Source organism: Microbacterium sp. GbtcB4, from assembly GCF_019091465.1.
Classification (GTDB): domain Bacteria; phylum Actinomycetota; class Actinomycetes; order Actinomycetales; family Microbacteriaceae; genus Microbacterium; species Microbacterium paraoxydans.
On record NZ_JAGXJJ010000009.1, the window covers coordinates 68,347 to 80,357 of the forward strand.

General features: G+C 70.9%; 10 protein-coding genes. 4 read left to right on the forward strand and 6 right to left on the reverse strand.

Going from position 1 to position 12,011, the window contains the following annotated elements:
• Window positions 1-12 precede the first annotated feature (12 nt).
• The 3 genes from KVS71_RS14550 to KVS71_RS14560 are packed head-to-tail and all read left to right on the forward strand — an operon-like array spanning window position 13 to window position 4,214.
• Window positions 13-1,644 (forward strand): FAD-binding oxidoreductase, encoded by a 1,632-nt coding sequence (locus KVS71_RS14550; RefSeq protein ID WP_254635798.1) that lies wholly within the window; start codon window positions 13-15, stop codon window positions 1,642-1,644.
• Window position 1,645: 1 nt separating this feature from the next.
• A complete protein-coding gene (locus KVS71_RS14555; RefSeq protein ID WP_217584889.1) occupies window positions 1,646-2,560 on the forward strand; it encodes a YegS/Rv2252/BmrU family lipid kinase in 915 nt (304 codons plus the stop codon).
• Entirely contained in the window at window positions 2,550-4,214 is a 1,665-nt protein-coding gene (locus tag KVS71_RS14560) for a GMC family oxidoreductase (protein ID WP_217584890.1), read from the forward strand. The genes KVS71_RS14555 and KVS71_RS14560 overlap by 11 nt, the downstream gene beginning before the upstream one ends.
• On the opposite strand, the gene KVS71_RS14565 is transcribed toward KVS71_RS14560, so the two are convergent.
• The 4 genes from KVS71_RS14565 to KVS71_RS14580 form a co-directional block, all read right to left on the reverse strand.
• A complete protein-coding gene (locus KVS71_RS14565) occupies window positions 4,215-6,356 on the reverse strand; it encodes a 3-hydroxyacyl-CoA dehydrogenase NAD-binding domain-containing protein (RefSeq protein WP_217584891.1) in 2,142 nt (713 codons plus the stop codon). It lies immediately after the preceding gene.
• Complete coding sequence (locus KVS71_RS14570; RefSeq protein WP_060921823.1) at window positions 6,353-7,558, reverse strand: thiolase family protein; 1,206 nt, start codon at window positions 7,556-7,558, stop codon at window positions 6,353-6,355. Before KVS71_RS14570 ends, KVS71_RS14565 begins: the two co-directional genes overlap by 4 nt.
• A gap of 73 nt (window positions 7,559-7,631) precedes the next feature.
• Window positions 7,632-8,825: an HRDC domain-containing protein gene (locus tag KVS71_RS14575; RefSeq protein ID WP_126893129.1), complete on the reverse strand. Its 1,194-nt coding sequence runs from the start codon at window positions 8,823-8,825 to the stop codon at window positions 7,632-7,634.
• Window positions 8,818-9,399 (reverse strand): DUF3000 domain-containing protein, encoded by a 582-nt coding sequence (locus tag KVS71_RS14580; protein ID WP_025103557.1) that lies wholly within the window; start codon window positions 9,397-9,399, stop codon window positions 8,818-8,820. The genes KVS71_RS14575 and KVS71_RS14580 overlap by 8 nt, the downstream gene beginning before the upstream one ends.
• A gap of 25 nt (window positions 9,400-9,424) precedes the next feature.
• Here KVS71_RS14580 and KVS71_RS14585 point away from each other — a divergent pair, with 25 nt between their 5' ends.
• On the forward strand, window positions 9,425-10,582 hold the full coding sequence (locus tag KVS71_RS14585; RefSeq protein WP_217584892.1) for an alpha/beta fold hydrolase: 1,158 nt from the start codon (window positions 9,425-9,427) through the stop codon (window positions 10,580-10,582).
• Here KVS71_RS14585 and KVS71_RS14590 read toward each other — a convergent pair.
• Window positions 10,566-10,997 (reverse strand): SufE family protein, encoded by a 432-nt coding sequence (locus tag KVS71_RS14590; protein WP_060922077.1) that lies wholly within the window; start codon window positions 10,995-10,997, stop codon window positions 10,566-10,568. The two genes, KVS71_RS14585 and KVS71_RS14590, sit on opposite strands and share 17 nt — an antisense overlap.
• An 18-nt stretch (window positions 10,998-11,015) precedes the next feature.
• Window positions 11,016-11,909 carry a sulfurtransferase gene (locus KVS71_RS14595; protein ID WP_217584893.1) on the reverse strand — a complete coding sequence of 298 codons (894 nt, stop codon included), beginning with the start codon at window positions 11,907-11,909 and terminating at the stop codon, window positions 11,016-11,018.
• Window positions 11,910-12,011: the final 102 nt, after the last annotated feature.

Genomic DNA, 12,011 nt, shown 5'->3' on the forward strand with positions numbered 1-12,011 from the left:
ACACTGTAACCCATGGAGCAGCGGAACGGCAGAGGAGCCGACAGGCCCGAGATGCGCTGGAACGGCTGGGGGGACCCGGAAAGGGCGAAGGACCTCCCTCTCGCGGTCCGGGGCCTGCTGCCCCTGCTGCTGGGCCGTGTTCCCCGCCCGCCGCGTCCGCCCGCGCTGGACGACGTGCGTGTACGGCCCTCCCGGCTGACGGTCGATGATCTCGACGCGCTGGTGGCCGCGGTCGGTCCCGACGCGGTCGATGCCACGACGTCGATGCGCCTTCGGCATGCCGGGGGGCGCTCCACGCCCGATCTCCTGCGGCGGCGGGCTGTCGAGCAGGACGCTCCCGATGCCGTCGTGTTCCCCGCGGACCACGACGCCGTCCGCGCCTGCCTCGCGCTGGCGGGGGAGCGCGGGATCGCCGTGATCCCCTTCGGCGGGGGAACGAGCGTCGTCGGGGCGCTGGACCCGGAGACCGGCCGACATCGTGCGGTGCTCAGCCTGGACCTGCGCCGGCTTTCCGGGCTGCTCCGGCTCGACGAAGTGAGCGGCGAGGCGACCCTCGCAGCAGGCACGACCGGACCCGAGGCCGAAGCGCTGCTGTCGGCGCACGGGTTCGAGCTGGGGCACTTCCCGCAGAGCTTCCGGTATGCGACCATCGGCGGTTTCGCCGCCGCTCGGTCGTCCGGACAGAACTCGGCGGGCAACGGGCGCTTCGACGCGATGGTGACCGGGATCCGCGTCGCGACGCCCACGGGGAATCTCGACCTCGGCCGCGCGCCGGGATCGGCGGCCGGGCCCGATCTCCTCCGCCTCTTCCTGGGCTCCGAGGGGATCTTCGGCGTGATCACGGAGGTCCGCGTCCGCGTGCACCCGGTACCGACGGCGCGGATCTTCGAGTCGTGGACCTTTCCGGACTTCGACCGCGGCGCCGATGCGCTCCGCCGGGTCGTCCAGCAGGGGGCCGGCCCCACGGTCATCCGGCTCTCGGATGAAGCCGAGACCGCCGTGAGCCTCGCCCAGGTCGGCCGGATCGGGAAGGCTCTTGCGAAGGGGGCGAGCGTCGTGACGGTGTTCGAGGGCGACGACGCCGCGGCACGCCGGGACCGGACCGCGGAGATCCTCGCCGCGGCGGGTGGACGGTCTGCGGGCACCGGCGACGCGGAGGAATGGGCGGCGGGACGCTTCGACGGTCCATACCTGCGTGACGCACTGCTCGATGCCGGGGTGTTCTGCGAGACGCTGGAGACCGCGACCACCTGGTCGAACCTGCGCACTCTGAAGGAAGCGGTCGAGGGGGCGCTGCGGGACGGCTTCGACGCGGCGGACGCCCGCTCGTACGTCATGTGTCATGTCTCGCACGTGTACCCGACCGGCGCGTCCCTCTACTTCACGGTGCTCGCCGGGCTGCGACAGGATCCGCTCGGCGCCTGGACCGTCGTGAAGGGCAGGGTGAACGACGCGATCCTCGCGAACGGCGGGACGATCAGTCATCACCACGCCGTGGGTCGCGATCACGCCCCCTGGCTCGCACAGGAGATCGGGGACGCCGGTGTGCGGATCCTCACGGCCGTGAAGCGGGAACTCGATCCTCGCGGCATCATGAACCCGGGCGCCGTCCTCGTCGACGGCGGGCACAGGGCGACCGTCTGACATGGGTCACATCGCGGTGCTGTCGAACCCGCTGTCCGGCAAGGGCCGCGGACAGCGCGTCGCGCAGGAGGCGCTCGATCATCTGCGGCAGCGGGGCGCGGTCGTCCGCGTCTACGTCGGAGAGTCGGCTGCGGACACGAGGCGACTGGCCGGGGCCGCGCTGGACGCGGCACCCGACGGACTCGTCGTGGTCGGCGGCGACGGCACCCTCTCCGGCATCCTCGAGCTCGTGTGTGCCTCGGGCGTCCCGGTCACGGTCGTCCCCGCCGGCACGGGGAACGATCTGGCGCGCGCTCTCGGGCTGCCGCGCGCGGACGTGGCGGAGGCGGTCGAGCTCGCGCTGACCGGCGTGCCCCGTGCCTTCGACGTCGGCGAGGTGCGGACTGCGACGGGCACCTCGCTGTTCCTCACCGTGGCGGCTCTGGGTTTCGACGCCCGGGTGAGCGATCGCACCAACCGTCTCCGCTGGCCCTCCGGCGCGCTGCGCTACTACCTCGCGCTGCTGATCGAGCTCATCCGGCTGCGTCCCCTCGATTTCACGATCCGTGCCGATGACGGCCCGATGACCCCGGCCCGCGGCACCCTCGTGGCGGTCGGGAACACGGCCAGCTACGGCGGGGGGATGCCGGTCTGCGTGGGCGCGGCCCCGGACGACGGCGCCCTCGACGTCGTCGCCGTGGGCCCCCTCGGCCGCCTCCGGCTGCTGCGCCTGTTCCCCCTCCTCCTGCGCGGGATGCACCTCGCGCGGCCCGAGGTGCAGCACCTCCGCGCCCGCACCGTCACGGTCTCCGCTCCGGGCCTCGTGGCCTACGCGGACGGCGAGCGCGTGGGGGAGGATTCCTGCACGATCTCGGTCCGGGCGGGGGCACTGACCGTCATGACCCGGGCGGAGCGGAGGGACGCGCATGTTCGATGAGGACGTCGTCATCGTCGGGTCGGGCTTCGGCGGCTCCGTCGCGGCCCTCCGGCTCACGGAGAAGGGCTACCGCGTGCGTGTGTTCGAGGCCGGGCGGCGCTTCGCCGACGAGGACTTCGCGAAGACGAGCTGGGACGTCCGTCGCTACCTCTGGGCACCGGCGCTCGGGTGCTTCGGGGTGCAGCGCATCCACCGGCTCCCGCACGTCATGATCCTCGCGGGGGCGGGCGTGGGCGGTGGGTCGCTCAACTACGCGAATACGCTGTACGAACCGGGCGCGGCATTCTTCGCCGACTCCCAGTGGGCGTCGATCCGAGACTGGCGGGCGGCCTTGGCCCCGCACTACGCCATGGCCAAGCGCATGCTCGGCGTGGTGGAGCGCTATCCGCACGAGGGTCCTGTGGAGCGGATCATGGCGGGAGCCGCGGAGGACCTCGGGGTGGGTGCGACCTTTCGCCGAGCCCCGGTCGGCGTGTGGTTCGGGCAGCCGGGGCAGCGGGTCGCCGATCCGTTCTTCGGCGGCGAGGGTCCGGAGCGCACGGGCTGCACGCTCTGTGGGAACTGCATGGTCGGCTGCCGCGTCGGCGCGAAGAACACCCTCGTGAAGAACTACCTCGCCCTGGCCGAGCGCCGCGGGGCGGTCATCGAGCCGCTGCGCACCGTCACCGAGGTGCGTGAGCTGCAGGACGGCGGCTTCTCCGTCACGACACGACGGAGTGGTGCCTGGTTCCGGCGGCGTGAGCAGACCGTCACCGCGCGAGAGGTCGTGCTGGCGGCGGGGACCTGGGGCACCCAGCAGCTCCTCCATCGGATGAAGGCGTCTGGCGCGCTCCCGCGGATCTCCGACGCCGTGGGCCGGCTCACCCGGACGAACTCGGAGGCGTTGGACGGCGCCGTCGCGGTTCGCGTGCCGGAGCGGGTGGAGCTGGCGCGGGGCGTGGCGATCACCACCTCTTTCCACGTGGACGACCGCACCCATGTCGAGAACGTCCGCTACGGTCCGGGATCGAACCTGATGGGCGCTCTCGCCACCGTGCTGGTCCCCGGTGACCGCGCCCTGCCGGGTCGCCTCGTCGCGCTCGCGGGGCAGGTGCTGCGCCGTCCCGCGCGGGCCCTCCGCCTCGCCTCCCTCCGGCGCTGGAGCGAGCGGGGGATCATCGCGCTCGTCATGCAGACCGCCGACAACTCGCTCACGCTGTCGCTGCGGCGGCGCTTCGGGCGCGTGCAGCTCACGAGCGCCCAGGGGCACGGCGCACCGAACCCCAGCCACCTCCCCGAGGCGCATCGTGCCGCCCGTGCCATCGCTGCTCGCCTGCAGCGCGAGGGCGGAGTGCCCACCGAGCCGCGCGGCTCCTGGCCGGAGGTCTTCGGGATCCCGCTCACCGCGCACTTCCTCGGCGGGGCGGTGATCTCCGGCTCGCCGGAGGAGGGGGTCGTGGACGAGTATCAGCGCGTCTGGGGACACCCGGGGCTGCACGTCGTCGATGGAGCCGCCGTACCCGCGAATCCGGGGGTGAACCCGTCCCTGACCATCACCGCCCTCGCCGAGCACGCCCTGTCGCACTGGCCACGACGCGGCGAGCCGGATACTCGGCCGGCATCGGGGACGACGCAGGGGGCCGCGCCCATGGCGCGACCCCCTGCGGAGAGCTGATCAGCGGTTCTCGATACCGCGGATCTGCGGCGTGTGGAACGAGCCGCCGAACGCGCGCTCGGAGGCCCCCTCGCGGTCGAGGTACGGCGACGCCCCACCATCGATGAACGGCCAGCCGGCGCCGAGGATGAGGCACAGGTCGATGTCCTCGACCTCCGGCACCACGCCCTCGTCGAGCATCAGCTTGATCTCGGTCGCGAGTCCGTCCTGCACGCGCTGCAGGATCGTGGCCGCCGACGCCGGGCTCTTGCCGACGGCGGGCGCCAGGACCTTCTCGGCCTGCTTCGTCCAGCCGACCACCCGGCCGCCCTTGTCCTTCTCGACGACCTGGTCGAGCTCGGCCAGGGCATGGAAGTTCTCGTTGGCGTAGAACCGGTCGGGGAACGCGCGCACCATGGTGTCCTGCACGTGCGCGGCGACCTTCCAGCCGACGAGGTCGATGAGCTGGAAGGGGCCCATCGGCAGGCCGAGCGGCGCGAACGCCTTCTCGACGTCGGCGATCGGGGTGCCCTCGTAGACGGCGCGCGCCGCCTCGCCCATGACCTTCGCGAGCAGACGGTTCACCACGAAGCCCGGGGCATCGGCGGTGAGCACCGCGTTCTTGCCGAGGTTCTTGGCGACGACGAACGCCGTCGACAGGGCGGTGTCGGCGGTCGTCGGCGTCTTCACGATCTCGATCAGCGGCATGACCGCGACCGGGTTGAAGAAGTGGAAGCCGACGAGCCGCTCCGGGTGGGCGAGCTTCGCGCCGATCTCCTCGACCGAGAGCGACGAGGTGTTCGTGGCGAGCACCGCGTCCTCCGCGATGATCTTCTCGATCTCGCCGAAGACCTGCTGCTTGACGCCGACCTCTTCGAAGACCGCCTCGATGACGAAGTCGCAGTCCGCGTAGAGGCTCTTGTCGGTGGTGCCCGTGACGAGACCGCGCAGCTTGTTCGCGGTGTCCGCGTCCACCCGGCCCTTGGCCTCCAGCTTGCCGATCTCCTCGTGGATGTAGGCGACGCCCTTGTCGACGCGCGCCTGGTCGAGGTCGGTGATCAGCACGGGCACCTGGAGCTTGCGCACGAACAGCAGCGCGAACTGGCTGGCCATGAGACCCGCACCGATGATGCCGACCTTGGTGACCTTCTTCGCGAGCTCCTTGTCGGGGGCGCCGACCGGACGCTTCGCGCGCTTCTGCACGAGGTCGAAGGCGTACATCGACGCGGCGAACTGATCGCCGGTCACCAGTTCCGCCAGAGCCTCGTCCTCGCGGGCGAAGCCCTCCGCCTTGGTGCCGCTCTTCGCCTTGTCGAGCAGCTCGAGAGCCGCGTACGGCGACTTCGGCACGGTGCCGATCTTGGACTCCAGCATGCCCCGCGCCATCTTGATGGCGATCGGCCACTTGGTGAGGCGCTCGATCTTGCCCGGCTCGTTCTTGCGCACGACCTTCGTGCCGCCGAGGACCGCGTCCGCCCAGGCGAGCGAGTTCTCGAGGTAGTTCGCCGCGGGGAAGATGGCGTCGAAGATGCCCAGGTCGAAGGCCTGCTGCGGCTTGAGCATGCGGTTCTGCTTGAGCGGGTTGGAGATGACCACCTCGAGGGCGTTCTCGATGCCGATGAGGTTCGGCAGCAGGTAGGCGCCGCCCCACCCGGGGATGATGCCGAGGAAGACCTCGGGCAGCGCCACGGCCGCGGCCGAGGCGTCGACCGTGCGGTACGTGGAGTTCAGGGCGATCTCCAGGCCGCCGCCGAGCGCGAGGCCGTTCACGAACGCGAACGACGGCACGCCGAGCTCGCTCAGCTTCCCGAGGACCTTGTGACCGAGCTGGGCGATCAGACGCGCGTTGTCGCGCGAGCCGACCTTGCTGATGTCCGAGAGGTCGGCGCCGGCGGCCATGATGTACTGCTTGCCGGTGATGCCGACCGCCTGGATCTCGCCGGCCGCCGCGCGGGCCTTGAGGCCGTCCAGCGTCGCGCCGAGTTCGGTGAGGGTGGCAGGACCCAGGGTGTTCGGACGGGTGTGGTCACGACCGTTGTCCAGCGTGATCAGGGCGAGGACCTTGCCCGACGCGAGGCGGATGTCGCGCACGGGGGAGTGCGTGACGACCTCTCCCTCGGTGAGCGCCTGGATGGGCGAGAAGTCGACGTCGTCGTAGCTCACTTCTTCTTCTTTCCGTCGTAGTGCGGGTTCTCCCAGATGACCGAGCCGCCCTGGCCGAGACCGACGCACATCGCCGTCAGGCCGTATCGCACGTCGGGGCGCTCCGCGAACTGCGCCGCGAGCTGGATCATGAGGCGGACGCCGGAAGCGGCCAGCGGGTGGCCGACCGCGATCGCGCCGCCCCACGGATTCACCCGGGGGTCGTCGTCGTCGATGCCGAAGTGGTCGAGGAGGGAGATCACCTGGATGGCGAACGCCTCATTGAGCTCGAAGAGTCCGATGTCGGAGATGTCCAGACCGGCCTTCTTGAGCGCCTTCTCGGTCGACGGGATCGGGCCGATACCCATGATCTCGGGCTGCACACCGGCGAACGCGAACGAGACCATCCGCATCTTCGGCGCGAGTCCGAGCTCCTTGACCGCGCTGCCGCCGGCGAGCAGCGACATCGTCGCGCCGTCGGTGAGCGGCGAGGAGGTTCCGGCGGTCACGCGACCGTGCGGGCGGAACGGCGTCTTGAGGCCGGCGAGGTCCTCCATCGTGGTCTGCGGACGGCGGCCCTCATCCTCGGTGGCGAGGCCCCAGGCACCGTCGGCACCCTTGATCGCGACGGACACGAGGTCCGGCTGGATCTTGCCGGCGTCGTACGCCGCCTGCACCTTCTGCTGGCTGCGCATGCCGTAGCGGTCGGAGCGCTCCTTGGTGAGGTGCGGGAAGCGGTCGAAGATGCGCTCCGCGGTGACGCCCATGTTGAGGGCGCCAGGGTCGACCATCTTCTCCGCCACGAAACGCGGGTTGGGGTCGGCGTTCGCGCCGATCGGGTGGTGACCCATGTGCTCGACGCCGCCTGCGAGGGCGAGGTCGTACATGCCCACGCCGATCGAGGCGCCCATGGTCGTCACGCTCGTCATCGCGCCGGCGCACATGCGCTCCACCGCGAGTCCGGGGACGGTCTGGGGGAGTCCGGCGAGGATCGCCACCGACCGCCCGAGGGTGAGCCCCTGGTCGCCGGTCTGGCTCGTCGCGGCGATGGCGACATCGTCGATGCGGTCCGCCGGCACGGCCGCGTTGCGCTCCATCAGGCCGATGGTCGCCTTCACGGCGAGGTCATCCGCGCGGGTGTTCCAGTACATGCCCTTTTCGCCGGCGCGCCCGAAGGGGGTGCGCACTCCATCGACGAAGAAGACGTCCGAGATCTCGGCCACTCTGCCTCCAAGTTAGTGCGGTGGCCTCAGTCTATGAACGGCCGGAAACCGGGAGGAATCGGTTGGATCGAACCTACGAAGCCGTCGCGGACGTGGTGTCCGGCGATTGCGCCGCCTCTACAAAGGCGTCGGCGATCTTCTGTGCAGTCTGTTCAACCTGCCAGGGGCGGGCCCCGAGCGCGGACAGCGCGGCGCCGATCTCTTCCGCCGTCGTGCCCGGGCCGTCCCACGCGACCCGGCGCAGGTACTCGGGCGTGAGGAGGTTCTCCGTGGGCATACCCAGCTCCTCCGCGACGGCCTCGACGGCGGGACGGGCGGCCTTCAGGCGGGCGTCCGCCTCCGGGTTGCGGTCGCCCCAGGCGCGGGGCGGCGGGAGCGCGTCGCTGGGCACACGCTCGCGCGGCAGCGTCTCGGCGGCACGGCCGTCGACGATCGCCTGCCACCAGCGGTCGAGCTGGGTGCGGCTCGCGCGACCCTGGAACTCCTTGACTCCCGCGAGAGCCTGCTTGGAGGCGGGGTTGGCGAGGACGGCGGCGACGAGGGAGCGGTCGGGCACGAGGCGCCCGGGCGAGATGTCCTGCTGCTGCGCGTACATCTCGCGCGCCTCCCACAGGGCGCGGGCGACGGCGAGGTTACGGGCGCCGCGCACCTGGTGGAGCCCGCTCAGCCGCCGCCAGGGGTCTTCGCGCGGGGCCTTCGGGGCGCGCGCCAGGGTGGCGGCGAACTCCTGCGCGGCGAACGCGGTCTTGCCCTGTTCTTCGAGCTCGGCGACGAGGGCGTCACGGACGTCGACGAGGTGCAGCACGTCCAGCGCGGCATAGTCCAGCCAGGAGTCGGGCAGCGGACGGGTCGACCAGTCGGCTGCTGAGTGCTCCTTCTTCAGGGTGATGCCGAGCGTGTCCTCGACGACGGCGGCCAGACCCACCCGGTCGTGACCGAGCAGGCGGGACGCGAGCTCGGTGTCGAAGATCTCCTTCGGCTCCAGGTGCAGCTCGCGCAGCGACGGGAGGTCCTGGCTGGCCGCGTGGAGCACCCACTCGACGTCGCCGATGGCCTCCTGCAGGGGAGCGAAGTCGCCGATCGCGGGCGGGTCGAACAGGAACACCCCGGCCTCGCGCCGGAATACCTGAACCAGATAGGCCCGCTGCGAGTAGCGGAAGCCGGACGCCCGCTCGACATCGACGGCGACCGGGCCGGTGCCTGCGGCGAGCGCAGCACAGGCGGCGCGGAACTCCTCGGTTTCGGAGATCACGGAGTATTCAGTCACGTACAGCCTTTCGCGCGCCGATCACGGCGATGCCCTCGGAACCCGGCGGAAGCCCCGCCAGCATTCCGACCAGCTCGGCCCATGCTTCGACGTGCGGTCGGAACGGGCCCTCCGGAGTCCAGGACGCCCGCAATTCTATCTGTGCACCGTCTCCCTCGTCGGCGAGGCCGCCGAATCCCTTCGACAGCGTCTTCGTCGACGTGCCGGACGGGGAGTGGTAGATCGCGTCTCGAGAATCCAGCGCGTCGACGAGCCACGACCAGGTGACGTCGGCGAGCAGGGGGTCTGTGCCGATCTCGGTCTCCAGCGGAGCCTGGGCGAAGATCACGATGCGCCAGGCGCCGCCCCAGGCATCCGGTTCGTCGGGATCGTGCAGGAGGATGAACCGTCCGGTCCCGTATACGGAGTCGCCGTCCTCGCCCGGGCGGACGTCGGCGGACAGGGCGATCGCGAAGGGCGCCAGATTCTGCGGGGTGGGAATCTCACGGACCGCGATGTCGTCGCGGAACGCGGTCGCGCGCAGTTCGGCGACGGCGGCGTCGAAGGGCGTCCCGGCCTCGGGGTGTGCGGTCACGGCAACAGGCTAGAGTCGGAAGGCGATGAAGAGTCTCAGGCACGCCGTTGCGATCGTTGTCCCCGCGCTCCTCGCCCTGGGCGCCACCGTCGGCGTCCTCGTGATCGCGGCGGCGCGTCGGGTCGTCATCCCGTTGCGAAGCCGCGTCCAGGACACCGAGATCCTCGCGATCGACACCGGGGCCCAGACGATCGAGCTCCGCCGCACCCTCGACACCGAGCTGCCGGGGCGATACGGCCTCTTCACCACGGGCACCTACGGCTACGTCAAGCTCGGCGCGGTGCTCAGCGCGGACAGCACGACCGTGCGGCGCAAGCTCCTCACGAAGATCGAACCCGGAGCCCGGGTGGACCGCGGAGCCTCGTTCAGCGGCAGCTACTACACGTCGCCGAGCGAGTTGCACCTGCGATGGGAGAACGTGCTCATCGGCTCTCCGGCCGGACCGTGCCCCGCGTGGTTCTTCCCCGGGAACTCCTCGACCTGGGTCATCCAGGTGCACGGTCGCGGCACGACGCGGGCGGAATGCCTCCGTGCCGTGCCGGTGCTGCATGCGGCGGGGCTGCCCACGCTCGTCGTGTCGTACCGCAACGACGGCGAGGCGCCGCGGACCAAGGCGGGCGCCTACGCCCTCGGGGCGTCGGAGTGGCGGGACGTGGACGCCGGGATCGCCTACGCGTTGCGTCACGGCGCGGAGCGGGTCGTGCTGATGGGCTGGTCCATGGGCGGCGCCGTGTCGTTGCAGGCCGCGGTCAACTCCGGCTATCGCGACCGCATCGCGGGCATCATTCTGGAGTCGCCGGTCGTGGATTGGCGCACCGTGCTGCGCTTCCAGGCTCGGGTCGCCCGGGTGCGTGAACCCCTTCCCGCCCTCGCGATGGGGGCGCTGCAGCTGCCGCTCACGGCGAAACTCAGCGGCGCGGACGAACCCATCCTGTTCGACCGCCTGGATATGGTCGCCCGTGCCGACGAACTGCACGCGCCGATCCTCATCCTGCACAGCGACGACGACGGCTTCGTCCCCGCGGACGCCTCACACGCCCTGCAGGAGGCGCGGCCGGAACTCGTCACCATGCCGCGCTTCACGGTCGCGAGGCACACCAAGCTCTGGAACTACGACGAGAAGGGCTGGACCACCGCGATCACGGAGTGGCTTGCGGCGCAGGGGCTCAGCGCTTCTGCCTGACCTGGTTCTTGGCGCGCATCAGCATGCCGGTCATGCCGCCGATCCGCAGCGGTGACACCGCCTTCGTGAGCCCGATCGACTGCGGGTAGTCCTCGGGGATCGCCAGGACCTCGTCCGCCGTCAGCCCGGTGAGGCCCTGCACCAGGATGCTCGCGAACCCCCGGGTCGTCGGCGCCTCTTCCGGAGCCGTGGCGTGCATGGTCACGACGTCGTCGTGGACTTCGACGTAGATGTAGACCGGCGATTGACACTCCGCGACGCGCTCGCACATCTCCGGATGCGCCGCCACCTCGTCGGAGACGGCGGGCAGCTCGTCCGCATACTCCAGGAGTAGCAGCAAGCGGTCCGATTCCGGGGTCTCCAGGAATCCGTCGCGGATCTCGGCGAGAGTGTCAGGCAGGGCGGAGGCGTTCATCCCCGCCATTCTCCCACCTCAGACGGTCCCGGGCTCTGTGCCCGTCACGATCGGGACGCGCACGGCGCTGCCCCACTCCGTCCACGAGCCGTCGTAGTTGCGGACGTTCTCGAAGCCGAGGAGGTGCTTGAGCACGAACCAGGTGTGGCTCGAGCGCTCCCCGATGCGGCAGTATGCCACGACGTCGTCGCCGTCCTGCAGCCCGGCGCCATCGCGGTAGATGGCGTCGAGCTCGGCACGGCTCTTGAAGCCGCCGTCCTCGGCGACGGCCTTCGCCCACGGCACGCTCTGCGCGGTGGGGATGTGGCCGGCCCGCAGCGTCCCCTCCTCCGGGTAGGCCGGAGCCGTGGTCCGCTCGCCGCTGTACTCCTCCGGCGAACGGACGTCGATGAGCGGATTGCCGAGGTGGGCGAGCACGTCCTCCTTGTATGCGCGGATGACCGAGTCGTCGCGCTCCACCACCGGGTACTCCGTGGCGGGACGGTTCGTCGCCTCCCGGGTCAGCTCGCGGCCCTCCGTGATCCAGCGGTCACGACCGCCGTCGAGGAGGCGCACGTCCTCGTGGCCGAAGAGCGAGAACACCCACAGTGCGTAGGCGGCCCACCAGTTGTTCTTGTCGCCGTAGATCACGACCGTGTCGTCGCGGGCGATGCCCTTGCGGCTGAGCAGCTCGGCGAAGCCCTCACCGTCGACGTAGTCCCGCACCACCGGATCGTTCAGCTCGGTGTGCCAGTCCACCTTCACCGCTCCGAGGATGTGGCCCGTCTCGTAGAGGAGGACATCCTCGTCCGACTCGACGACCACGAGGCCGGGCTCTCCCAGGTGGGCGGCGAGCCACTCGGTCGTCACCAGGCGGCCGGGCTCGGCGTACTCGGCGAACTTGGGGGAGGAGGAGTCGAACTCGATGGCCATGGGGTCTCCGTAGCGGTGAGCGGGCGAGCGGGCGGTGCGGACGGCGTAGTGTGGATCCGTCCCTTCGACGATAGATCCTCCGCGCGCCCCCGGGACCCGATC

Excerpts from the sequence above, each read along its gene's own strand:
- KVS71_RS14590 (WP_060922077.1), bottom strand. The coding sequence starts at position 10,997 with ATGAACGCCTCCGCCCTGCCTGACACTCTCGCCGAGATCCGCGACGGA.
- KVS71_RS14595 (WP_217584893.1), bottom strand. The coding sequence starts at position 11,909 with ATGGCCATCGAGTTCGACTCCTCCTCCCCCAAGTTCGCCGAGTACGCC.
- KVS71_RS14585 (WP_217584892.1), top strand. The coding sequence starts at position 9,425 with ATGAAGAGTCTCAGGCACGCCGTTGCGATCGTTGTCCCCGCGCTCCTC.
- KVS71_RS14550 (WP_254635798.1), top strand. The coding sequence starts at position 13 with ATGGAGCAGCGGAACGGCAGAGGAGCCGACAGGCCCGAGATGCGCTGG.
- KVS71_RS14560 (WP_217584890.1), top strand. The coding sequence starts at position 2,550 with ATGTTCGATGAGGACGTCGTCATCGTCGGGTCGGGCTTCGGCGGCTCC.
- KVS71_RS14555 (WP_217584889.1), top strand. The coding sequence starts at position 1,646 with ATGGGTCACATCGCGGTGCTGTCGAACCCGCTGTCCGGCAAGGGCCGC.